The following is a 23,403-nucleotide window of genomic DNA, read 5'->3' as shown; positions in this document are numbered from 1 at the left end:
ACCGCCCGTCTACTTGAGAAGCCGGGACAGTCTGCGGTCCGCCAGCGGCTTGCCGCCCGTCTGGCAGGTCGGGCAGTACTGCAGCGAGGAGTCGCTGAATGACACCTCGCGGATCGTGTCGCCGCAGACCGGGCAGGGCTCCCCGGTGCGGCCGTGGACCCTCAGGCCCGTCTTCTTCTCCGCCTTCAGGCGTCCGGCGGCCAGGCCGCGCGAACGCTCGACCGCCTCGCAAAGCGTCGTGCGCAGTGCGTCGTGCAGGCGGTGCACATCCTCCGGCGACAACGAGGAGGCCAGCTTGAACGGGGACATACGGGCGGCGTGCAGGATTTCGTCGCTGTAGGCGTTGCCGATGCCCGCGATCAGGCTCTGGTCGCGCAGCGCGCCCTTGATCTGGCGCCGCTCGCCCGCGAGGAGCTCGCCCAGGCGCTGCTCGTCGAAGCCGTCGGCCAGCGGGTCGGGCCCCAGGCGGGCGATGCCCGGCACCTGGAGCGGATCACTGACGACGTACACCGCGAGCCGCTTCTGGGTGCCCGCCTCCGTTAGATCGAAGCCCTCCCCGCTCTCCAGCGCGACCCGCAGCGCGAGCGGGCCCTTGCCGGGTCGGGGTGCGCCGTCGGGCAGGCGGTCCTTCCACTGGAGCCAGCCGGCCCGGGCCAGGTGCGTCACCAAGTGCAGTCCGCCGGCGTCCAGGTCCAGGAACTTGCCGTACCGGGCGACGGCGGTGACCTCGCGTCCCTCGAGGGCGGTGACCGGTGGGTCGTACGTCTTCAGGACACTGATCGCGACGGGCAGCACCCGGACCACCTCGTGGCCGACGAGACGGTCGGCGAGGAAGTCCCTGAGCGCTTCGACCTCGGGCAGTTCCGGCATGTGTCCAGAGTGCCACCCGCCACCGGCGTCGCCACCCGTCGCGTCCGTCAGCCGCGTTCCTGGACGGTGAACTCCCCCCATACGACCTTGCCGCCGCCGCGGGCCTCCACGCCCCACACGTCGGCGAGCCGGTCGACGAGCAGCAGGCCCCGGCCGGAGACCTCCGACTCGCCCGCGTCGCGGCGGCGGGGCAGGGCGCTGGAGGCGTCCTCGACCTCGACGCGGAAGCGGCGGGCGTGGCCGGTGAGGACCCGCAGGGTGACGACGGCGGTGGCCTCGGTGTGCACGAGGACGTTGGTGATCAGCTCGTCGGCGACCAGTTCGATCTCGTCGGAGCGCTCGCCGGCGCCCCATGTGCGGACGGCGGCGCGGATCATGTGGCGGGCGGTGGTGAGGGCTTCCGGGTCACCGGGCGGGACGTGCTGCCGGAGGCGGTCGCCGGACCGCTGGGCGAGCCCCAGGCGCCGCAGAAGGAGCAGAGCCACGTCGTCGTCGCCGCCCCGCTCCTCGGCCACGTCGATGAGCCGGTCGGCGAGATCGCGCACATCGCCCGGGCCGCTGCAGACCAGCTCCTGAAGGTTGTGCACGCCCTCGTCGAGGTCGGCGCCCGGCACTTCGATCAGGCCGTCGGTGCACAGCACCAGGGTCTGGCCGGGGTCCAGCTCCACCGTGGTGACCGGGTACTCCAGGCGGTCGAACTCGGCGGACAGCCCGAGCGGCAGGCCTCCCTCGACGGGCAGCCGTCGGCAGGCGCCGTCGGACAGCCTGAGCAGCGGGTCGATATGGCCGGCTCGGACCAGTTGCACCACTCCGGTGGCCAGGTCGGCCTCGGCGTACAGGCACGTCGCGAAGCGTTCGGTGTCCAGCTCCTTGAGGAAGACGGAGGCGCGGGCCATCACGGTGGCGGGCGGGTGGCCCTCGGCGGCGTAGGCGCGCAGGACGATGCGCAGCTGGCCCATGACGGCGGCCGCGTGGGTGTCGTGGCCCTGTACGTCACCGATGACGGCGCCGACCCGGTCCCCGGGCAGCGGGATGAGGTCGTACCAGTCGCCGCCGATGTCCCGGCCGAGGGACGCCGAGCGGTAGCGGACGGCGACGTCGGCGCCGGGCACGCGGGGGATGGAACGCGGCAGCATCGCCTGCTGGAGGCCCTGGGCGAGGTCCTTCTCCTGTTCGTAGAGCATGGCGCGTTGCAGGCTCTGCGCGATGCTGCTGCCGAGCGCGACGAGGACGTTGCGCTCGTCGGGGGTGAAGCCGCGCCGGTCGTCGTAGAGCAGGCCCATGGCGCCGATCGGGCGGGCCTGCGCGACGAGCGGCAGATAGGCGGCGGAGGTGACGCGCAGGTCCGTCAGGTGCGGCCACAGGACGGGGTAGCGCTCGGCGAACTCCTCCGGCGACTCGATGAACCGCGGCCGGAGGGTCCGTACCACCTCGCTCATCGGGTAGGCCTCGTCGACGCGGGTGACCCGGGTGCCGGGCACCGAGCTGCCCTCGGGGCCCTCGGCGACGATCCGGATGCGGCCCGCCTCCACCAGGCCCATGACGAGGCTGGCCGCGCCCAGGTGGGTGAGGCCGTGGCTGTCCTTGAGGACGTCGATGACGTCTTGGACGGTGCGGGCGTGGGCGAGCGCGGCGGTGGTGGACTCGACGATGTTCGTCTGCCGGCGCAGCGCCTCGTCCTGGGCCAGCTGCTCCCTGCGGGCCAGGCCGTCGCGCAGTTCCTGGGTGGCGTCGCGCACGATGCCGATGATCCGGCGCGGGCGGCCCGTCTCGTCGCGCCGGATGTATCCCTGGGTGTGGGTCCAGCGCAGGGTGCCGTCGCGGCAGCGGACGCGGAAGTAGGTGCCGTAGTTCTCGCTGCCGTCCTTGATGGCCCGGGCCACCAGGGCGTCGACACGGCGGCCCTCGGACGGCGGAACGCTCGACCGCAGGCTCTCGGGGCGGCCGTCGTATTCCTCGGGGCGTACGTCGAAGATCTCGTGGGCCCGGGCGTCCATGTGGAACAGCCCGGTGTCCAGGTCCCAGTCGAAGCTGCCCATGCGGTTGAGCGCCAGGATCGGATCCGGGTGGGCGGGCCAGTCCTTTGGGAGTGACAGGGTGCTCCCTCCCCGATCAACCATGGGGCCACCATGCCAGGGATTGCCGGATTCTTCGACTTCTGCCGGCCCGGCCGTCCCGGACCCCGGCCCGGTGGCCCGGTACGGCCGAGCGGGCCGGGCCGGGCCGGGCTGGGCCGCCGCCGTCGGCGGGTTACGCAACCCGGGCCGAGGTGTACACGGTGTGACGGGCTGACCGGTTCGGCCGGGGGTACCGGGTGACACTGGAGGGAGAGGAGCGGTTGCCGTGGACTGGTTCGTCGCACCGGAGTACTGGCTGAGCCGACTGGTCTTCCAGCGGGCTCTGGCGGTGGTGTACCTCGTCGCCTTCCTGACCGCCGCTCTGCAGTTCCGGGCGCTGATCGGGGAGCGCGGCATGCTGCCGGTGCCGCGGTACGTCGCCCGGGTGCCGTTCAAACTGGCGCCCAGCGTCTTCCACTTCCACTACTCGGACCGCTTCTTCGCCGCCTGGTCGTGGGCGGGATGCGCGGTGTCGGCGGCGCTGGTCGCCGGGGCCGACTCGCTGGTGCCGTTGTGGGCGGGGATGGCGCTGTGGCTTATCCCCTGGCTGCTGTACCTGTCGATCGTCAACGTCGGCCAGACCTGGTACTCCTTCGGCTGGGAGTCGCTGCTGCTGGAGGTCGGCTTCCTGGCGGTGTTCCTGGGCAACGACGAGGTGGCGCCGCCGATCGTGGTGCTGTTCCTGCTGCGCTGGATCCTGTTCCGTCTGGAGTTCGGCGCCGGGCTGATCAAGATGCGCGGGGACGCCTGCTGGCGGAAGCTGACCTGCCTGGACTACCACCACGAGACGCAGCCGATGCCGGGCCCGCTGAGCTGGTTCTTCCACCATCTGCCGAAGCCGCTGCACCGAGTGGAGGTGGCGGCCAACCACGTCACCCAACTGGTCGTGCCGGTCCTGCTGTTCACCCCGCAGCCGGTCGCGACGGCCGCCGCGTCCCTGATGATCGTGACGCAGCTGTGGCTGGTCCTTTCGGGCAACTTCTCCTGGCTGAACTGGATCACGATCGTGCTGGGCCTGTCGGCGGTCCTGTTCCCCACCACTGCCCCGAAGGTCTCCGCTGCTCCCCTGTGGTACGAGGTCCTGGTCCTGGCGGTCGGCGCGGGCCTGCTCGCCCTCGGCTACCACCCGGTACGCAACATGATCTCCCGCGGCCAGATCATGAACCGCTCCTTCGACCCGCTGCACCTCGTCAACACCTACGGCGCCTTCGGCAGCGTCAGCCGGATCCGCTACGAGGTGGTGGTGGAGGGCACGGCGGACGACGTGCCGCGGGAGGACTCCGAGTGGCGGGAGTACGAGTTCAAGGGCAAACCGGGCGATCCACGACACTGGCCGCGCCAGTTCGCCCCCTACCACCTGCGGCTCGACTGGCTGATGTGGTTCGCGGCGCTGTCCCCCGCGTACGCGGGATCCTGGTTCGGCGGCCTGGTGGAACGTCTCCTGGAGAACGACCGCGACACCCTGAGGCTCCTGCGCCGCTCCCCTTTCCCCCCGGACGAGCCGCCGCGCTACATCCGGGCCCGCCTCTTCCGCTACCGGTACACGACGTGGCGTGAACTGCGGGAGACGGGGGCCTGCTGGCACCGCACCTACGTCCGCGAGTTCATGCCACCGACCCGGCTGGCCGCGCCGGTGGCTCAGAGGCGGTAGACCCGGGTGGCCGTGCTCTCGAGGATCTGGTGGCGGTCGTCGTCGCCGAGCTCCTGCGTCAGCGCTGCCGCCGTGTCCGACACGTCCGCGTACGACGCCGCCAGCGTGCACACCGGCCAGTCCGAGCCGAACATCAGCCGGGACGGGCCGAAGGCGTCCAGGACCGTGTCCGTGTAGGGGCGCAGGTCCTTGACCCGCCAGGTCTTCCAGTCCGCCTCCGTCACCATGCCCGACAGCTTGCAGACCGTGTTCGGCAGGGCGGCGAGGGCGCGGATGTGGGATGCCCAGGGCTCCAGGGTTCCGGAGGCGATCGGGGGTTTGCCCAAGTGGTCCAGGACGAAGATGAGTTCGGGGAGCGACTGAGCCGCCTTGACGCACGCCGGGAGCTGGTGGGGCAGCACCAGCAGGTCGTAGACCAGGTCGGCGTCCGCGACAGCGGCGAGGCCCCGGCGTACGTCGGGGCGCAGCAGCCACTCGGGGTCCGCTTCGCCCTGGACCTGGTGGCGGATGCCGCGCAGATACGACCCCCCGGACAGCTCCCGCAGGCGGGTCAGCGTGTCCGCCACGCCGGGGCTCGTCAGGTCCGTCCAGCCGACGACGCCCGCGACGATCTCGTTGCGTTCCGCCAGGGCCAGGAACTCAGGTGTCTCCTCGGCCACGGTGACCGTCTGCACCAGTACGGTGCGGTCCACGCCGACCGGGCGGGCCTGACGTTCCAGGTCCGCGATCGTGAAGCTGCGACGGATCGGCTCGAGTTCCGGGCCCCTGATCCAGTCCTGGTCGCGGACGGAGAGGTCCCACACGTGGTGGTGCGCATCCACGGTCACGGCAGCTCCCAGACCAGCGGCAGGCCCGCGTCCGCGCCCTCGGCCGAGTAGTCGTGCACCACGTCGAGCAGCTCCGCCATCCGTGCCTGCCAGGCGACGTTGCCGGGCAGCTTCTCCAGCTCGGCCAGCAGACGCCCGTAGTCCTCGCACTCCAGCGCGTGGAAGAGGTCGGTCCCTCCCCCGAGCTCTCGGCTTCGCTCGAGCAAGGGGTACCCCCATCGCCAGATGGTCCAGGAGGTCGCTCCGGCGGAACGGATCGCGTCCGTGAGCTCCTTCGGCACCTCCCGGTGGGCGGCCTCGTACTCCTCGATGCGGTCGGCACGGACCTCGGTGTGCAGGGCTACTCTCATCACGGCTCCTCGGTGGGCACGGGGGCGTGCGGGGGCAGAAGGCCGGCTTCTCGCAGCTCCTGCCAGAATCCGGCCGGTACGGTCGCCGCGAACTGCTCGGCGCAGTCGCGCACCTCGCCGGCCGAACGAGCGCCCACCAGCACGCTCGCCACGGCCGGGTGCGCGCAGCAGAACGCCAGGGCCGCGGCCCGCAGCGTGGTGCCGTGGCGTTCCGCCAGTGTCTTCAGGCGCAGAGCGCGGTCGAGCAGTTCCTCGGGTGCCGTGGCGTAGTTGAACGTGGCGCCCGGCCGCGGGTCGGCCAGCAGACCGGAGTTGAAGGCGCCGCCGACGACGACCGACACCCCGCGTTCGGCCGCCGCGGGCAGCAGCTCGGTCAGGGCGCGCTGGTCGAGCAGGGTGTACCGGCCCGCGCACAGCACCACGTCCACGTCCGTCTCGCGCACGAACCGGGTCAGCATCCCGGCCTGGTTCATGCCGGCGCCGATCGCCCCCACCAGGCCCTCGGAGCGCAGCTTCTCCAGCGCCGGGTAGCCCTCGCGGAACGCCTGCTCGGCGTGGTCGTCCGGGTCGTGCAGGTAGACCACGTCGACACGGTCCAGGCCGAGCCGGTCGAGGCTGGCCTCGAGACCGCGTCGTACGCCGTCCGCGCTGAAGTCCCAGACGCGGCGGTGGGTGGCGGGGACCGCGAAACCGTTCGCGAGGTCGTCGCCGTCCTCGTCCGTGGGCTCAAGCAGGCGGCCCACCTTGGTGGAGACCGTGTACGCCGTGCGGGGGTGCTCGCGCAGGGCCGCGCCGAGGCGGCGTTCGGACACGCCGAGGCCGTAGTGCGGGGCGGTGTCGAAGTAGCGGATCCCGCTCTGCCAGGCGGCGTGGACCGCGTCGTACGCCTGCTCCTCGCTCACCTCGGTGTAGAGGTTGCCGATGCCGGCGGCGCCGAAGGCCAGCGGACTGACCTCGACGCCGCTCCCGCCGAGCGCGCTCACCGGCCCACCGGCCGCAGCCTGAGGCCCTGCATGCCGCCGTCCACGGCGAGCGCCGTGCCCGTGGTCGCGCCGGACAGGGGGCTCGCCAAGTAGGCGATGGCGCCCGCCACTTCGGTGGTCGTGACCAGGCGGCCGGCGGGCTGGCGGGCCTCCAGCGCCGCCCGTTCGGCGGCCGGGTCCGGGGCCGCGTCGAGGAGGCGGCCGACCCACGGCGTGTCGACCGTGCCGGGGTTGACGCAGTTGACGCGGATGCCCTCGCGGACGTGGTCGGCGGCCATGGCGAGGGTCAGCGAGTACACGGCACCCTTGCTGGCGCTGTACAGGGCCCGCTGCGGCAGGCCCGCCGTGGCGGCGATGGAGCAGGTGTTGACGATCGCCGCGTGGGCGGACTTCCTCAGGTGCGGCAGCGCGGCGCGGGTCGTCCGGACGATGCCGAGCACGTTGACGTCGAACACCCGCAGCCACTGCTCGTCGTCGTTGTCCTCGACCGTGCCCTGGGCGCCGATGCCCGCGTTGTTGACCAGCACGTCCAGACCGCCGAGGTCGGTGGCGGCGGCGGCCACGGCGGCCCGTACGGACGCGTCGTCGGCGACGTCCGCCCGGTGGGCGAGCAGCGGCTTGCCCACCTGCGAGGGGTCGAGGTCCAGGACGGCCACCTGGGCCCCGCGCTCCGCCAGCAGCTCCGCGGTGGCCCGCCCGATACCGGAGGCCCCGCCGGTCACCAGGGCCCTGAGGCCCTCGAAGTCGCTCATGCGACCTGCCCCTTCCTGCCCTCGAGGTCGGCGGCCCAGAAGGTGCCGCCCGGGAACGTGTACTCCGCGATGGACTCGGGCCGCATCGCGGCGGAGAAGCCCGGCGCGGCGGGTGCCGTGTAGTGGCCCTCCCGGATCACCACCGGGTCGAGGAAGTGCTCGTGCAGATGGTCCACGTACTCGATCATCCGGTCCTCGGTCGTGCCGGAGAGCGCGACGAAGTCGAACATCGACAGGTGCTGGACCAGCTCGCACAGCCCGACGCCGCCCGCGTGCGGGCACACCGGCACCCCGAACTTGGCGGCCAGCAGCAGGATCGCGAGGTTCTCGTTGACGCCGCCGACGCGGGCCGCGTCGATCTGGAGCACGTCGATCGCCCCGGCCTGGAGGAGCTGTTTGAAGATGATGCGGTTCTGCACGTGTTCGCCGGTGGCGACCCTCACCGGGGCCACGGCCCTGCGGATCGCCGCGTGGCCCAGGACGTCGTCGGGGCTGGTCGGCTCCTCGATCCAGTACGGGTCGAACTCGGCGAGCGCCTTGGTCCAGGTGATCGCCTCGTCCACGTCCCAGCGCTGGTTGGCGTCGATGGCGATCCGCACGTCCGGGCCGACGACGGAGCGGGCTACCCGGCAGCGGCGTACGTCGTCGGCGAGGTCCGCGCCGACCTTCAGTTTGATCTGCCGGAAGCCGTCGGCGACGGCCTGCGCGGCGAGACGGGTGAGCTTGTCGTCGGCGTAACCGAGCCAGCCGGCGGAGGTGGTGTAGGCGGGGTACCCCCGGGCCAGCAGGTGGGCGGTGCGCTCCTCGGCGCCCTGCTTGCCGCGCCGCAGCAGCTCCAGCGCCTCCTCGGGGGTGAGCGCGTCGGTGAGGTAGCGGAAGTCGATCTGGCGGATCAGCCACTCGGGGTCGGCCTCGGCGAGCAGCCGCCACAGCGGCTTGCCGGCGCGCTGGGCGGCCAGGTCCCAGACGGCGTTGACGACCGCGCCGATCGCCATGTGCATCACGCCCTTCTCGGGGCCCAGCCAGCGGAGCTGGCTGTCGCCGATCAGGGCGTGGAACACCGAGCCGGGATCGGCGCACACCTCGTCCACGCTCCGCCCGACCACGTGTCCGCGCAGCGCCTCGATCGCGGCGACCTGCACCTCGTTGCCCCGCCCGATGGTGAACGTGAGCCCGTGCCCCTCCAGGCCGTCGGCGGCGTCCGTGCGCAGCACCAGGTAGGCGGCCGAGTAGTCGGGGTCGGGGTTCATCGCGTCGGAGCCGTCGAGCTCGCGCGATGTGGGGAAACGGATGTCGAAGGTGTCGATCCCGGTGATACGGGCGGCAGTTGGGGACACGGGAGGCCTTTCGGTCCGGGACACAAGGTCGTACACGAGGGCGTACGTCGTACGGCGCTGTACGACAACGAAGCAGGTCAGTCCTGGGCACGGCCTGTCGTCACCCGGGCGATCACCAGGGCGACGAGGATGATTCCGCCGTAGATGGCCTGGATCCAGAACGACGGCACCTGGGCGAGGGTGAGCAGGTTCTGCACGACACCGAGGAGGAGCACACCGGTGAGGGCGCCCAGCATGGTGCCCTTGCCGCCGTCCAGGCTGATGCCGCCGATGACGGCCGCCGCGAACACCGTGAAGATCATGTTCTGGCCCTGGTTGGCGCTGATCGCGCCGACGTACCCGGTCTGCATGATCCCGCCGACGGACGCGAGGAGGCCCGCGACCACGAAGACGCCCAGCATCACCCGCTCGACGCGGATGCCGGCCGCGCGGGCCGCGTCCGCGTTGCCGCCGATCGCGTAGAGGGCGCGTCCCACACGGTGGTAGCGCAGGACGAGCCCGGTGACCGCGAAGGCGACCGCGGCCAGCCACACGGACATCGGGACGCGCAGGAAGGTCGTGGTGGCCAGGGTGAAGAAGGCGTCGGGCATGCCGAACAGCGTCTTGCCCTTGGTCGCGCCGACCAGCAGACCGCGCAGGACGATCAGCATCGCGAGGGTGACGATGAACGCGTTGAGCTTGAACTTGACCACCAGGATGCCGTTGAACGCACCGATGGCAGCGCCGACGACGAGGATCGCGACCAGGGCGAGGGCGGCGGGCCACTGGGTGCCCCAGCCGGACTGGGCGGCGGGCAGGACGAGCAGGGCGCCCACCGCCGGGGCGATGCCGACCACGGATTCCAGGGACAGGTCGAACTTGCCGGTGATCAGGACGAGCGACTCGGCGAGCACGACCATCGCGAGGGCAGCGGACGCGCCGAGAATGGAGATGATGTTGCGTTCGGTGAGGAAGGAGTCGTTGACGAACGCGCCGAGCACCATCAGCAGCACCAGGGCCGGGAGCAGGGCGAGCTCACGGGCCCGGCGGAGCAGGACGGCCTTGGCCGAGCGGGCGTCCGGGACCGGGAGGGGCGTGAGCGGCGGGGCCTTGGTGTCAGCCATGGTCCACTCCTTCGATGGAGGCGATCAGCTCGTGGTCGTGCCAGCCCGCCGGGTGCTCGGCGGCGATTCGGCCGTGGAAGAGGACGAGGACGCGGTCGCAGCGGCGCAGGTCGTCGAGTTCGTCGGAGACGACGAGCACGGCGGTGCCGTCCTCGCGGGCGCTGTCCACCCGGGACAGCAGGGACTCCTTGGACTTGACGTCGACACCCGCGGTGGGGTTTATCAGCACCAGCAGGCGCGGGTCGGAGGCCAGGGCGCGGGCCATGACCACCTTCTGCGCGTTGCCGCCGGACAGGTCGGAGACGGGCTGGTCGGGTCCCTCGGCGTGGATGTCGAGGCGGTCGATGAGGCCGGTGGCGAAGCCGCGTCTGCGCCGGGTGCCGACGAACCCGTGGCGGCCGAGGCGCTCCAGGACACTCATGGTGGCGTTGTCGCCCACCGACATGCCGGGCACGAGGCCCTGTTCGTGGCGGTCGCGGGGTACGCAGCCGACGCCGGCCTTGAGCGCGGCCTGGACGTCTCCGAACGGCAGTGGCCGGCCGTCGAGCCGGGCCGTGCCGCCGCCCGGGGTGTGCAGTCCGGCCAGGGTCTCGGCGAGTTCGACCTTGCCGCTGCCACTGGAGCCGGCGAGTCCGACGACCTCTCCGTGGCGGACGGTGAGGTCGATGTCCCGGTAAGCCTGGCCGGTGAGCCCCTGGGCTTCGAGAGCGACCGGCGCGTCCTTGGCGACCGCGTCCCGCACGGCCGCCGCGCGTTCGGCGACGGGCTCCCCGGCCATGGCCTCCACCAGGGCCGCGCGCGGCAGGTCGGCGACCGGGGCGGTGGTGATCCAGCGGGCGTCGCGCAGGACCGTGACGGTCTGGCAGACCTTGTAGACCTCCTGGAGGTGGTGGGAGATGAACAGGAAGGTGACACCGGAGTCCTGGAGCGCGCGCATCCGCGTGAACAGGCGGTCGATCTCCCGGTTGTCGAGCTGGGCGGTCGGTTCGTCGAGGATGATGAACCGGGCACCGAAGCTGAGGGCCCGGGCGATCTCCACCATCTGCCGGTCCTCGACCTTGAGGTCGGCGGTGCGGGCCTCAGGGTCGACGTGCACGTCCCAGGTGGCGAGGACCTCGGCGGCCTCTGCCTTCAGCCTCCGCCAGCTGATGAGGCCGCCGCGCCCGGTGGGCTGCCGGTTGATGAGCAGGTTCTCGGCGACCGTCAGTTCGGGGACGACCGTGGGCTTCTGGTACACGCAGGCGACCTTGCGGCGCCAGGCGTCGCGGTCGGCGAGCGGGGGTGCGGGCTCGCCGTCGAAGCGGACCGTGCCCTCGTCGGGTGCCTGGAGTCCGGTGAGGACGTTGACCAGTGTGGACTTGCCGGCGCCGTTGCGGCCGACGAGGGCGTGGGACTCGCCGGGGAGCACGGTGAGCTGTCCGTCCTGTAGGGCGACCGTGGGGCCGTACCGCTTGACGATGCCCCTCGCCTGGACCAGTGGGGTGCTCATTTGACCGTGTTGCCCCAGAGACTGGGGTCGTCGACGTTGTCCTTGGTGACCAGAGGGGCGGGCAGCTGGTCCTCCAGGATGCCGTTCGGCAGCTTGACGATGGTGGAGTCGTGGTCGGTGGGGCCGGGCTGGAACGCCTTCCCCTCCATCGCGGCCTTGATGTAGTACATGCCGTACTTGGCGTACGCGTCCGCGGGCTGCGAGACGGTGGCGTCGATCTCGCCCTTGCGGATGGCGTCGAACTCCTGCGGGATGCCGTCGTTGGACACGATGACGATGTGGCCGTTCTGACCCGCCGCCTTCAGCATGTTCTTGGACTTCAGGGTCTGCAGGGTGGGAGCGAGGTAGACGCCGCCCGCCTGCAGGTAGATGCCCTTGATGTCGGGGTTGGCGTTCAGCAGGGTGTCCAGCTTGGAGGCCGCGGTGTCGGACTCCCACTTCGCGGGGATCTCCAGGACCTTCAGCTTGGGGTACTTCTTCTTGACGCAGGAGCGGAACGCCTCGGACCGGTCGCGGCCGTTGACGGACGCGAGGTCGCCCATGATCTGCACGACCTTGCCGCTGGTGATGTGCTGTCCGAGGTAGTCGCACGCCTTCTCGCCGTACGCGACGTTGTCGGCGCGCACCACCATCGCGACCTTGCCCTTGTCGGGCGCCACGTCGACGGCCACCACGGGGACGCCCTTGCGTTCCGCCTGGTCGAGGCCCGCCTCGATGGCGGCGCTGTCCAGCGGGGCGACGACCAGGCCCTTGACGCCCTGGTTGAGCTCGTTGTTGATGTCGGTGATCTGCTGCGAGGGGTCGCTGTTGGAGTTGACGGTCTTGAGGGCGTCGACCCCCTCGGACTTCGCCGTCTTGGGCACGTAGTCGTTGTAGGACTGCCAGAACGGCGAGGTCAGCAGGGGCAGGATCACCCCGACCTTGCCGGTGCCGTCGCCGCCGGCGCTGGCGGCGCCGGTGTCCATGGTGCTGCCGCATGCGGCGAGCACGAGTGAGGCGCCGACGGCGAGGGCCGCCGCGCCGATGATCCGGGGCCTGTTCCGCTTCCTCAGTGTTCTGCCGGGCATCTGGCAGCTCCTCGTTGAGCGTGTTCGAGCAGATGCCCGCATACTTATCAGACCACTTCCCCGCCAGAACACCCCTTGACGGCACATTTTCGCGCTGTCGAGCCATAGTGGTCTGACCACCTTGGCGGTTAGACTGCGGCGCACCCGGTGACTGGAGGAGCGGCGTGGACGAGACAGCCCCGTACAAGGGCACCGTGACGCAGCGCGCCATCGAGCAGATCAAGGCGATGATCGCCCAGGGCCGGCTCGAGCCGGGCCAGCGCCTGCCGACGGAGCGCGACCTGGCGGCACAGCTCGGGATCTCGCGCAGTTCGATGCGGGAGGCGATCCGCGCGCTCACGGTCCTCGGCGTACTGGAGGCCCGGCACGGCTCGGGCATCTACGTCACCCAGCTCGAGGCCGGGGACCTCTTGGAGACCTTCGGCGTGGTGGCCGATCTCTCGCGCGGGCAGCGCCTGGTGGAGCTGCTGGAGGTGCGCCGGGTCCTGGAGTCGACGGCGACGGCGCTGGCGGCCGCCCGCATCACGGACGACCAACTCGCCGAGGTGGAGAAGCACTTGGCGGCGATGAACGCGACGGACGATCCGGAGGAGATCCTCGCGCACGACCTCGCCTTCCATCGGGAGATCGCTGTCGCGGCGGGCAACGAGACGATGGCGGCGATCCTGGAGGGCCTGTCCTCGCGGACGTTCCGCGCCCGTGTGTGGCGCGGCTATCAGGAAGAGGGCGCCTTCGCACGCACCCGCCGCGAGCACGCGGCGATCCACCGCGCCCTGGCCGCGCACGACCCGGAGGCGGCCCGGGCGGCGGCAGCCGCGCACGTCGGCGAGGTGGAGGAGTGGCTGCGCAGCCAGCTGCCCTCCTGAACGGCACGTTTCCGGCGACGCTGTCTAGTGCTGTGGCTCCGGCGGCTCGTGGTCGAGCCCCAGATCGGTCTCGACGTCGTAGCCGACGGCGCCATGACCCACCGTGGGATGCGCCATGTCGGCGCCCAGGTCGAAGCCGGCGTCTTCCGCGGCACGCTCCAGCTCTTCCTCCTCGCGACGCCGGGCGGCGTCCCTGTGGTGCTCGTTCATCCGTTGGACAAGACCCCGGACGCCGTGGTGGTCCTCGGGGGCATCGGCTTCGCTCATGGCCCACATGTTCGGCGCGCGCACGGCGTCCCGGCAACGGCCTGCCAACGGCGAGCGGTGAACTCTGCACGCTCAGGACAGGATTGTGCAGTCCTGGAACACTGCCCCTGCTCGAATTCTGCGAGAAAGACAGCACGCACATGGAAGGAGCGCACGTGACCGACGCAGCGATGGGCGACGAGGTCTACCAGCCGGACGGTTCCGAGGTGCAGGACGACGCCGGGCTGCTGGACGCGTCCGACACCCTGGACTACCGGGCCGGTGACCAGGTGCTGGACGAGGGGTACTCTCCCCCGGAGCGGCCCTGGGGCGTGCGGCACACGGGCGTCACGGCGTCGGAGCGGCAGCGGGGGGAGAGTCTGGAGGAGCGCCTTGCCGAGGAGGTACCGGACATCGGTGTCCCGGACGGCGACGGTATCGGGGACGCCTGGGACACGGACGGCGAGCTCATCGACGACGAGGTCGGCGAAGTGCGTGCCGGACGGCTGCTCGCGCCCGACGAGGGCAGCCACGAGAACACCGAGTCCGACCTGGTCGCTTTCGACGTCGGGCTGGACGGCGCCGGCGCGTCGGCCGAGGAGGCCGCGATGCATGTGGTCCCCGACTCCGACACCTACTGACGCACCGCAGGCGCCGGGGTCGCCTACTTGAGGGGAGCGAAGACGCGCTGCGCCGCGACCGCGGCACCGCCCCGCGCCCACTCCTCGAAGGGCAGCGGCCGGACCACGAGATCGCAGTCCGCGGCGGCGCCGAAGGCGTGATCGGCGAAGGTCTGCCGGATCTGGTCGGCGAACAGGTCGTAGGACGCCACGCCCTCACCGGAGATGATGATCCGTTCCGGGCCGATGAGGTTGGCGACCGAGGCCAGCGCCAGGCCCACGGCATGTCCGGCGCGGGCGAAGACGGCCCGGACGGTGGGGTCGCCGGCATGGGCGAGCCGGACCGCCTTGTCCATGGTCAACTCCGGGTCACCGGTGGCCTGGCGGGTCTGCTCGGTGATCGCGTGGGTGGAGGCGACCGCTTCGACGCAGCCGGTGTTGCCGCAGGTGCAGGTGCGGTCGGTGCCGCCCACCGGGAGGTGGCCGATCTCGCCCGCCACGCCGTGCGCCCCCGAGACCACGCGGCCGCCGATGGAGAGACCGGCGCCGATGCCGGCACCGACGGTGACCAGAGCGAACGACGACAGGCCGGCACCGGCGCCGAACCACTGCTCGGCCACGGTCAGGGCCCGGACGTCGTTCTCGATGACCGTCGGAGTGCCGGTGGCCGACTCGACCAGCTGAGCCAGCGCCACCCGGCGCCAGTTCAGGAAGGGTGAGTACTGCACGGTGCCGGTCTGGCCGTCCACGTCGCCGGAAATGGCGACCCCGATGCTGTGGATCCCGTCGGGCCCCGCCGCGCCTGCCGCCGCCCGCAGCTGATCCACCAGGCGGGCGATCGCCGCCACCACGGTGCCCACGTCCCGCGAGCCGAGAGCGGCCCGCCGGGACGCCAGCGGCTGAGCGGTCAGGTCGGCCAGCACACCGATGAGTTCGTCCCCGGTGACCTTGACTCCGATGAACCGGGCGCGTTCGGCCCGGACCGCGATCAACGTCGCCGGACGGCCGTTGGCCCGCTCCACCGTGGGCCGGCCCACCTCGGCGATCCAGCCGTCGTCGATCAGCGGAGTGGCCACCTTGGTGACGGCTCCCGCTGACAGCCCGGTCCGCCGCCCGATCTCGGCACGGCTCAGCGGGCCGTGCTGGAGCAGGGTCTGGAAGACCAGGGCGGCAGCGGGGGGCTGGTCGGCGAGGCTCATGAAGCGACCATACATTTCCCAAAGAAACTAAATCAACGACTGACTCATCCCACCTGGTCGCCCCCTGCGCCGACCAGAGGACCAACTTGGCATAGCGACCTTGGACTTCCCTCAAGGGTTATCGGATTTCTATGAGCCGACTATGTTGACGCTGGAAGGAAACCCTGGCTACATTCGCCGCACTCCTCGTCGGAGCGGACGGGACGGATCCGTGCCGAGGAGGGGCGTGGCCACACCTTCCCCGTTGGTCCTCAGTTGTTCTTCCCTCGGTGGCGCTCCGGGACGACCACCACCGAGGGAACTCTCACCACCCTCGATCCCCCAGGCGGAAGACCGCTTGCGCTCGCGCCGAGATGGAGTACATCCATGGCTCGTCCAGCTCGACCCGCACGCCTCAGAACACTCACCTGTGCCACCGCGCTGGCGGTGGCCCTCGCCGCGCCCACCGCGTGGGCCACCACCCCGTCAGGTGCCTCCGGCGCCCAGGCCTCCGAAGCGACGGCCGCCTCGTCCGTGGCCGCCAAGCCGTACATGGGCTACAGCACGTGGAGCCTGGAGTCCACCAACTTCCCCGGCTACGGCGGGGAGAAGTGGCTCACCGAGTCCCATGTGCTGCAGCAGGCCGACGTCCTGGCCTCGAAGCTGAGGTCCCACGGCTACGAGTACGTCAACGTGGACGCCGGCTGGAACGTCGACAACGGCAAGAACGTCGCCGACGGCTACGCCCGCCCGACCGCCGACCTGAAGAAGTTCCCGCACGGCATGAAGTACGTCGGGGACTACCTGCACCGGAAGGGGCTGAAGTTCGGTCTCTACCTGGCGGTCGGCCTCTACATGGACTACTACGACGACGGCAGGACGCCGATCCACAACGCGCCCGGCTGCACCACCAAGGACATCGTCTACCCGGACCTGCGCAAGACCAGCGGCTGGGACAACGTCTCCTACCAGCTGAACTTCGCCAGCCCCTGCACCACCAAGTACATCCAGTCCGTCGCCGACGAACTGGCCGACTGGGGCGTGGACTTCCTCAAGATCGACGGAGTGGGCCCCGGTTCCTTCCAGGGCGACGACGCGCACAACAACGTCCCCGACATCCAGGCGTGGCACACCGCGCTGCAGAACACCGGCCGCCCCATCCAGTTCGTCCTGTCCTGGTCGCTCAGCCACAACCAGGCCGACGTCTGGAAGACCAACTCCAACGGGTGGCGGGTCGACACGGACGTCGAGTGCTACTGCGACACGCTGGTGACCTGGAACAACTCGGTCAAGCAGCGCTGGAACGACGTCGTCCAGTGGATACCCGACGCCGGTCCCGGCCACTGGAACAACCTCGACTCCCTCGACGTGGGCGTCGGTGCCATGGACGGCATCAACGATGTCGAGCGGCAGAGCTACATGACGCTGTGGGCCATCGAGTCCGCGCCGCTGTACATCGGTGACGACCTCACCAAGCTCGACTCCTACGGTCTGAAGCTGCTCACCAACGACGAGGTCATCGCGGTCGACCAGGCGGGCCGCCCGGCCAAGCCGGTCAGCCAGGACACACCCCAGCAGGTCTGGTACGCCCGCAACCCGGACGGCAGTTACACCGTGGCGCTGTTCAACCTCGGCAGCGGCTATGCGGACGTGACCGCGAACTGGAGCGATCTGGGCATCGGCGGCAAGGCGGCGGTCCGCGACCTGTGGAGCCACAAGAACCTGGGACCGGTCGGCGGTTCCTTCACCGACAACCTGCCGCCGCACGGCTCACGCCTGCTGCGCCTGACGCCGAGCAGCACCGGCACCCACCCCGGAGTCCCGCTCGCCGTGCACGGCACCGCCTCCACGGCCACCAGCGTCTCGCTCGCCTGGGACGCGGTGAACTCCGGTACCGCAACCACGGGTTACGACGTCTACGCGAACGGGACGAAGGCCGCCACCGTCACCGGCACCTCCGCCACCGTGAGCGGTCTGGGCGCCGCCACCGGCTACTCCTTCACCGTGGTCGCCCACGACGCCAGGGGCCGCGTCTCCACGCCGAGCAAGGCGGTGGCCGTCACCACGCCTGCGGCCGGCGGGCCGGTCTCCTACGAGGCCGAGGCACCGGGCAACACCCGCAGCGGCAACGCGAGCATCGCGGACTGTTCCGAGTGCTCCGGCGGCAAGAAGGTCGGCAACCTCGGCTACGGCGGATCGGTCGCCATCACCGACGTGACCGCGCCCAAGGACGGCACGTACCTGATGAAGCTGGACTACACGGACGGCTCCTCCGGCCGCACGGTCGTCGTCACCGCCGGCGGGACCTCCTTCCAGCTGCCGCTGCCCGGTACCAACGACAACAACTGGGGCCACCCGCAGTCGATCACCGTGCCGGTTCAGCTGAAGGCGGGCACGAACACGATCAGCTTCGGCAACCCCTCGGACTACGTGTCCGACGTGGACCGGATCACGCTCTGATCCCCCGTCCGCCGTCCGCCGTCCGTCGGCGGTCCACCCGCCTGAACACGTAAGGAGAGTGCCGTGGTGGTCACATCACAGGGCAACCCCGCGACGCCGGTCCCACCGCCGTCCGCCACGGTGGCCACCACGGCCACCCGAACGGGCGAGCCCCGCACGGTCCGCAAGCCGGGCCGCCACACTCCGACCAGGTCGGCGGCGGCCCGCCGCCGGGACCTGCCGGCCGCCCTGCTGCTGATCCTCCCCGCCGTGGCCGGCTTCGCCGTCTTCTTCGCCTATCCGACCCTGCGCGGCATCTACCTCAGCTTCACCGACTTCCACGTCCTCACCCCGCCGCACTGGGTGGGACTGGCCAACTTCCGGGAGATGTCCGGTGACGACGTCTTCTGGCACTCCCTGCTCGTCACCGTCTACTTCGTCGTCCTGTCCGTGTGCTTCGGCACCCTGATCTCCCTGGTGACGGCGGTGGTGCTGCACCGGGTGGCCCGGTCGTCCGTCCTGCGCGGCGTGATCCTGCTGCCGTTCCTGATCTCCAACGTCATCGCCGCCCTGGTCTGGCAGTGGATGCTCGACCCGCAACTCGGCGTCGTCAACATCGTGCTCAGGCACCTGACCGGCCACTCGATCCTCTTCTTCGGCAGCGGAGGATGGGCGATCCCCTCACTCGCCGCGATCAGCGTCTGGAAGTGGATGGGCTACTACGCCCTGCTGATCTTCGCCGGCCTGCAGACCATCCCGCCGACCATCTACGAGGCGGGCCGGGTCGACGGCGCGAGCGAGGTGCAGATGTTCCGCCGGCTGACGGTGCCCCTGCTGCGGCCGATCCTCGTCATGGTGGTCGTCCTCACGGTGATCAACTCCTTCCAGGTGTTCGACATCGTCCAGGTCACCACCAGGGGCGGCCCGGCCAACGCCTCGAACGTGCTGCAGATGTACATCTTCGACAAGGCCTTCCGGCAGTTCGACTTCGGTTACGCCGCCACCCTGTCGCTGGCGCTGTTCGCCCTGCTCATCACGGTCACCTTCACCCAGTTGCGGCTCGCCCGCGCGGGCGAGTCCGACCTCAGCTGAAGGAGGCCGACGTGGCCGTCACCCTCGCGCCCGGCCGGACGTCCGTCCCGCGCCGGCCCCGCCAGGACACCCGCAGGTTCTCACCCGGCCAGATCGCGGCCTGGCTCTACCTCGGCGTCATCGTCGTGGCCACCCTCTTCCCGTTCTACTGGATCCTGCGCACCGCCCTGTCGAACAACTACAAGCTGGCCACCAACCCCTCCTCCCCGCTGCCGGTCGGCTTCACCTGGGGCGCGTTCGAGCGGGCCCTCGGCATCGCCTCCACCGCCGAGGCGCAGGCCCAGGGCGGCTCCGGCGCCTCCCTCGACATCGCGTTGTACCTGCGCAACTCGCTGATCTACGCGTCCGTGCAGACGGCGCTGATCGTGCTGTTCTCCGCGTGCGCCGCCTACGCCTTCTCCCGGCTGCACTGGCGCGGCCGCAACCTGGTGTTCAACGTCCTGATCAGCGCCCTGATGGTGCCCGGCGTGTTCACGCTGCTGCCCAACTTCGTCCTCGTGAAGGACCTCGGGCTCACCAACACCTTCGCCGGGCTGATCCTGCCCGGCGGCCTCTTCCAGGCGTTCACGCTGTTCTTCCTGCGGCAGTTCATGCTGGGCCTGAGCAACGAGGTCGAGGAGGCCGCCATCATCGACGGCGCCGGACCGCTGCGGATCTTCTTGCGGATCATCCTGCCGATGTCGTCCGCACCGCTCGCCACCGTGTCGCTGCTGATGTTCGTCAACGCCTGGAACGACTACTTCTGGCCGCTGCTGATCACCAACGGGCAGAACGTGCAGCCGCTGACCCTCGCGCTCGGGGTCTTCAAGCAGTCCTCGCCGCAGGCCGCACCGGACTGGGCGGGGCTGATGGCCGCCGCGCTCATCGCGGCGCTGCCGATGCTGCTGCTCTTCATCGCCTTCGGCAAGCGCGTCGTCAACTCCATCGGCTTCTCCGGCCTGAAGTGACCGGCTCCCCACCTCGATTGGACGGCTCAGCCATGCACTCTTCCGACCTGGTGCTGCGATGGCCCGCGCCCGCGGCCGAGTGGACCGAGGCCGCGCCCGTCGGCAACGGCCGGCTCGGCGCGATGGTCTTCGGCGGCGCCCACCGGGCCCGGATCCAGCTCAACGACTCCACCGTGTGGTCCGGAACCCCCGGCGGCCCGGCCGCCGCCCTCGCCGCGGTCCGCGCGGCCGGCGCCGGACCGCGGCGGCTCGAGGAGGTCCGCGCCGCGCTCCGCTCCGGCGACCAGGACCGGGCTGAGGCGCTGCTGATGGCCTTCGAGGGGCCGTACAGCCAGGAGTACCTGCCCTACGCCGACCTGTGGCTGACCGTGTCCGGCGGCGAGCGGGCCGCCTACCGCGGTCGGACCCTCAACCTCGACACCGCGGTGGCCGAGGAACGCTTCGACCTCGACGGCACGGCGGTGCAGCGCCGGGTCTGGGCCGACGCCACGACGGGCACCCTGTGCGCGACGGTGGACGCGGCGGGCGGCACCGTGGATCTGCGCGTCGAACTGTCCACCCCGCTGCGGGAGGCGCACCGGTCGGCCACCGTCCGCGGGCTCACCCTGGGCGTGGAGATACCGGTGGACGGCGCGCCCGCCCACGAACCCGATGTCGCCGAACCCCTGCGATACGCCGACGGACCCGTCGACGGCTACGACCCCTTCGGCGCGCTCGCCCTCGCCCTGAGCACCGACGGCGAGGTGACCGTGGCGGACGGCAGCCTGCTCGTCTCGGGCGCGTCGCACGTCCTGGTCACCCTCGCCAGTTCCACCAACGCCGCCTGCCACTGGCACGCACAGCCCACCGCGGACCGCGCCACCCACCTTCGGACCGCTGCGCGGACGGCCACGGGCGCCGCCGTCCAGGGCGCCGAGGATCTGCTCAAGGCCCACGAAGCCGATCTGCGCGGCCTCCTCGGCGGCACCGCCCTGCGCATCGGCGGCCGGCGCGGCGGCACCCACGACGTGGCGCGCGACATCCTCAGCGGGGACGACGAACGCCTCACCGCCACCGTGCTGTTCCAGCTCGGCCGGTATCTGCTGGCCACCGCCTCCCGCCCGCACGCCGGTCCCCCGGCCAACCTCCAGGGCATCTGGAACGCCGACCCGCGCCCCGCCTGGTCGTCCAACTACACCCTCAACATCAACACCCAGATGAACTACTGGGGTGCGGAAGCCGCCGGCCTCGCCGCCTGCCACGAGCCGCTGTTCGACCTGCTCGACCGGCTCGCCGCCCAGGGCAGCGAGGTGGCGCGGCAGCTGTACGGCGCCCGAGGCTGGGTGGCGCACCACAACAGCGACGCCTGGGGCTGGGCGCTGCCGGTCGGCATGGGTCACGGCAACCCCTCGTGGGCGATCTGGATGATGGGCGGCGCCTGGCTGTCCCAGCACCTGTGGGACCACTACGACTTCACCCGCGACCTGGACTTCCTGCGAGAGCGGGCCTGGCCGCTGCTCAGCGGCTGCGCCGAGTTCCTGCTCGACTGGCTGGTCGACGACGGCACCGGACACCTCGACACCCTCCCCTCGACCTCCCCCGAGAACCTCTTCCTGGACGCGGACGGCACCCCCAGGTCACTGACCCGCTCGTCGGCGTTGGACATGGCGCTGACCCGGGCCACCTTCGAGCGCGCCCTGAAGGCGGCCGACATCCTCGGCGTGGACACCCCGTTGGCCGTCGAGATCCGCGCCGCGCTGCCCAGGCTGCGTCCGCCGCGGATCTCCGCCGACGGCCGGCTCCAGGAGTGGGCCGAGGACCTGCCGGAGGCCGACCCGCACCACCGTCACCTCTCCCATCTGTCCGTCGTGTACCCGCTCGGTCTCATCGATCCCGACACCACCCCCGAACCGGCCGAGGCCGCACTGAGGTCCCTGGACCGCCGAGGCCCGGGCGCCATGGGCTGGTCCTGGGCGTGGAAGATCGCTCTGCGGGCCCGGCTGCGCGACGCCGGCACCGCACGCGGCCTTCTGCTGGAGGCGAGCCGCCCGCTCGGCGGCGACCCCGGCGCCGACGCCCCGGTCGACGGATCACGTTGGGGCGGACTGCTGCCCAACCTCTTCTCCACCCATCCGCCCTTCCAGATCGACGGCAACTTCGGCTTCACGGCCGCCCTCACCGAGATGGTGCTGCAGAGCCACACCGGCACTCTCCACCTGCTGCCGGCCCTGCCCGCCGAGTGGCCGGACGGCGAGGCCAGGGACCTGCGCTGCCGCGGTGGCCTCGCGGCCGACTTCGCCTGGAGCGGCGGCGCGCTGACCTCGGTCACGGTGCGCCGGCTCGCCGGCGACGACGCCGAGCCGGTCCGGGTCCGCCACCGGGACCGCGGCGTCATCGTGCGCGTCCCGGCCAGAACGCAGGTCACCCTCGACGCGGACCTGTGCCCGCGGGGGGAGCCGGTGCCGTGCTGACCGAGCAGGATCTGCCCGAGTTGTTCTCCTACCGCAGCGCCTACCGGGAGCCCGCCGACTTCGACGTCTTCTGGGAGGACACCCTCGCCGAGGCCCGTGCCCGGCAGGAGGCCGCGCTGGACCTCACGCCGGTGCCGACCGGTCTTAAGACCGTGGACGTCTTCGACGCCGTCTTCCCGGGCTTCGACGGGCACCCGGTCCGCGGCTGGCTGCGCATGCCCCGGCGGCGGACCGGCCCCCTGCCCGCCGTCGTGCAGTTCCACGGCTACGGCAGCGGGCGCGGCGCGCCCATCGACGACCTGCTGTGGGCGTCGGCCGGATACGCCCATCTGCTGGTGGACGCCCGCGGTCAGGGCGGCGCCTGGGCGGGCGGCGGCGGCACGCCCGACCCGGTCGGCAGCGGCCCGGCGTATCCGGGCTTCCTCACCCGCGGCATCGAGGACCGGACCACCTACGTCTACCGGCGCGTCTTCACCGATGCCGTCCGCGCCGTGGAGGCACTGCGCGGCCGGGCCGATCTGGTGGACCCGGCCGAAGTCGCCGTCGTCGGCCCCAGCCAGGGCGGCGGAATCGCACTCGCGGTCGCCGGACTCGTACCCGGCCTCGCGGCCGCCCACTTCCAGGCGCCCTTCCTGTGCGACATCCGGCAGGCCACCCGGCTCACCGACGCGGAGCCCTATGCCGAGATCGTCGGCTATCTCGCCGCCCGCCGGAACCTGGTCGAGCAGACCTTCGAGACGCTCGGCTACTTCGACGGGCTCGCCTTCGCCCGCCGGGCCACGGCCCCCGCCTGGTTCTCCGCCGGGCTGCGCGACGAGGTGTGCCCACCGGTCACGGCGATCGCCGCGTACCACGCCTACGCCGGGCCCAAGCAGCTGCGGCTGTGGGAGTTCAACGGCCATGACGCCGGCGGCCCCGAGGACCTTGCCACCGCACTGAGCGCGTTCGGCGCGCTCCTGAAGACGTCGTCCCGTCCGCCAGGGGTGCCGTCCCCCGCCCCTGTGTCCTGAAGGAAAGAA

20 protein-coding genes are annotated in these 23,403 nt (G+C 71.3%); 8 read left to right on the top strand and 12 right to left on the bottom strand.

Translation table 11 applies throughout. The features are described from left to right. Window positions 1-9 precede the first annotated feature (9 nt). Entirely contained in the window at window positions 10-870 is an 861-nt protein-coding gene (locus ACZ7L1_RS27230; protein WP_471440644.1) for an Fpg/Nei family DNA glycosylase, read from the bottom strand. 47 nt (window positions 871-917) lie between these two features. Continuing rightward, entirely contained in the window at window positions 918-2,990 is a 2,073-nt protein-coding gene (locus tag ACZ7L1_RS27225) for a SpoIIE family protein phosphatase (protein ID WP_471440643.1), read from the bottom strand. A gap of 223 nt (window positions 2,991-3,213) precedes the next feature. On the opposite strand from ACZ7L1_RS27225, the gene ACZ7L1_RS27220 reads away from it, so the two are divergent. After that, window positions 3,214-4,638 (top strand): lipase maturation factor family protein, encoded by a 1,425-nt coding sequence (locus ACZ7L1_RS27220; protein ID WP_471440642.1) that lies wholly within the window; start codon window positions 3,214-3,216, stop codon window positions 4,636-4,638. Here the strand turns inward: ACZ7L1_RS27220 and ACZ7L1_RS27215 are convergent. From ACZ7L1_RS27215 to ACZ7L1_RS27180, 8 genes are all read right to left on the bottom strand, one after another. Further along, a complete protein-coding gene (locus ACZ7L1_RS27215) occupies window positions 4,626-5,465 on the bottom strand; it encodes an amidohydrolase family protein (RefSeq protein WP_471440641.1) in 840 nt (279 codons plus the stop codon). The genes ACZ7L1_RS27220 and ACZ7L1_RS27215 overlap by 13 nt on opposite strands. Continuing rightward, the gene (locus ACZ7L1_RS27210; protein ID WP_471440640.1) at window positions 5,462-5,815 is read right to left on the bottom strand and encodes an L-rhamnose mutarotase; all 354 of its coding nucleotides are present in this window, start codon (window positions 5,813-5,815) and stop codon (window positions 5,462-5,464) included. The genes ACZ7L1_RS27215 and ACZ7L1_RS27210 overlap by 4 nt, the downstream gene beginning before the upstream one ends. Continuing rightward, window positions 5,815-6,798, bottom strand: coding sequence for an aldo/keto reductase (locus ACZ7L1_RS27205; protein WP_471440639.1), 984 nt, complete (start codon window positions 6,796-6,798; stop codon window positions 5,815-5,817). Before ACZ7L1_RS27205 ends, ACZ7L1_RS27210 begins: the two co-directional genes overlap by 1 nt. Continuing rightward, window positions 6,795-7,550, bottom strand: a complete 756-nt coding sequence (locus tag ACZ7L1_RS27200; RefSeq protein ID WP_471440638.1) for an SDR family NAD(P)-dependent oxidoreductase — start codon at window positions 7,548-7,550, stop codon at window positions 6,795-6,797. Before ACZ7L1_RS27200 ends, ACZ7L1_RS27205 begins: the two co-directional genes overlap by 4 nt. Continuing rightward, a complete protein-coding gene (locus ACZ7L1_RS27195) occupies window positions 7,547-8,887 on the bottom strand; it encodes an L-fuconate dehydratase (protein WP_471440637.1) in 1,341 nt (446 codons plus the stop codon). Before ACZ7L1_RS27195 ends, ACZ7L1_RS27200 begins: the two co-directional genes overlap by 4 nt. A 77-nt stretch (window positions 8,888-8,964) precedes the next feature. After that, window positions 8,965-9,990, bottom strand: coding sequence for an ABC transporter permease (locus ACZ7L1_RS27190; protein ID WP_471440636.1), 1,026 nt, complete (start codon window positions 9,988-9,990; stop codon window positions 8,965-8,967). Then, a complete protein-coding gene (locus tag ACZ7L1_RS27185) occupies window positions 9,983-11,479 on the bottom strand; it encodes a sugar ABC transporter ATP-binding protein (RefSeq protein ID WP_471440635.1) in 1,497 nt (498 codons plus the stop codon). The genes ACZ7L1_RS27190 and ACZ7L1_RS27185 overlap by 8 nt, the downstream gene beginning before the upstream one ends. Continuing rightward, window positions 11,476-12,546, bottom strand: coding sequence for a sugar ABC transporter substrate-binding protein (locus tag ACZ7L1_RS27180; RefSeq protein WP_471440634.1), 1,071 nt, complete (start codon window positions 12,544-12,546; stop codon window positions 11,476-11,478). The genes ACZ7L1_RS27185 and ACZ7L1_RS27180 overlap by 4 nt, the downstream gene beginning before the upstream one ends. 164 nt (window positions 12,547-12,710) lie before the next feature. Here ACZ7L1_RS27180 and ACZ7L1_RS27175 point away from each other — a divergent pair, with 164 nt between their 5' ends. After that, window positions 12,711-13,412: a FadR/GntR family transcriptional regulator gene (locus tag ACZ7L1_RS27175; protein WP_471440633.1), complete on the top strand. Its 702-nt coding sequence runs from the start codon at window positions 12,711-12,713 to the stop codon at window positions 13,410-13,412. Between the two features lie 24 nt (window positions 13,413-13,436). Here the strand turns inward: ACZ7L1_RS27175 and ACZ7L1_RS27170 are convergent, their stop codons facing one another. After that, window positions 13,437-13,679, bottom strand: a complete 243-nt coding sequence (locus ACZ7L1_RS27170; RefSeq protein WP_471440632.1) for a hypothetical protein — start codon at window positions 13,677-13,679, stop codon at window positions 13,437-13,439. A gap of 170 nt (window positions 13,680-13,849) precedes the next feature. Here ACZ7L1_RS27170 and ACZ7L1_RS27165 point away from each other — a divergent pair, with 170 nt between their 5' ends. Beyond that, the gene (locus ACZ7L1_RS27165) at window positions 13,850-14,299 is read left to right on the top strand and encodes a DUF5709 domain-containing protein (RefSeq protein WP_471440686.1); all 450 of its coding nucleotides are present in this window, start codon (window positions 13,850-13,852) and stop codon (window positions 14,297-14,299) included. Between the two features lie 23 nt (window positions 14,300-14,322). Here ACZ7L1_RS27165 and ACZ7L1_RS27160 read toward each other — a convergent pair whose 3' ends face one another. Beyond that, window positions 14,323-15,477, bottom strand: a complete 1,155-nt coding sequence (locus tag ACZ7L1_RS27160; RefSeq protein ID WP_471440631.1) for an ROK family protein — start codon at window positions 15,475-15,477, stop codon at window positions 14,323-14,325. Between the two features lie 366 nt (window positions 15,478-15,843). Here ACZ7L1_RS27160 and ACZ7L1_RS27155 point away from each other — a divergent pair, with 366 nt between their 5' ends. The 5 genes from ACZ7L1_RS27155 to ACZ7L1_RS27135 all read left to right on the top strand — a co-directional run bounded on the left by ACZ7L1_RS27155 (window position 15,844) and on the right by ACZ7L1_RS27135 (window position 23,394). After that, on the top strand, window positions 15,844-17,916 hold the full coding sequence (locus ACZ7L1_RS27155) for a fibronectin type III domain-containing protein (RefSeq protein WP_471440630.1): 2,073 nt from the start codon (window positions 15,844-15,846) through the stop codon (window positions 17,914-17,916). 63 nt (window positions 17,917-17,979) lie between these two features. Next, on the top strand, window positions 17,980-18,987 hold the full coding sequence (locus ACZ7L1_RS27150; RefSeq protein ID WP_471440629.1) for a carbohydrate ABC transporter permease: 1,008 nt from the start codon (window positions 17,980-17,982) through the stop codon (window positions 18,985-18,987). 11 nt (window positions 18,988-18,998) lie between these two features. Next, window positions 18,999-19,934: a carbohydrate ABC transporter permease gene (locus ACZ7L1_RS27145; RefSeq protein WP_471440628.1), complete on the top strand. Its 936-nt coding sequence runs from the start codon at window positions 18,999-19,001 to the stop codon at window positions 19,932-19,934. Between the two features lie 32 nt (window positions 19,935-19,966). After that, complete coding sequence (locus tag ACZ7L1_RS27140) at window positions 19,967-22,384, top strand: glycosyl hydrolase family 95 catalytic domain-containing protein (RefSeq protein WP_471440627.1); 2,418 nt, start codon at window positions 19,967-19,969, stop codon at window positions 22,382-22,384. Continuing rightward, window positions 22,378-23,394, top strand: a complete 1,017-nt coding sequence (locus ACZ7L1_RS27135; RefSeq protein WP_471440626.1) for an acetylxylan esterase — start codon at window positions 22,378-22,380, stop codon at window positions 23,392-23,394. Before ACZ7L1_RS27140 ends, ACZ7L1_RS27135 begins: the two co-directional genes overlap by 7 nt. The last annotated feature ends 9 nt before the right edge of the window (window positions 23,395-23,403 follow it).

The sequence above is a fragment of the Streptomyces sp. NPDC107546 genome (genome assembly GCF_055639175.1).
The sequence above is the reverse complement of the archived record's forward strand: the minus strand, read 5'-3'. Positions and strand labels throughout refer to the sequence as shown.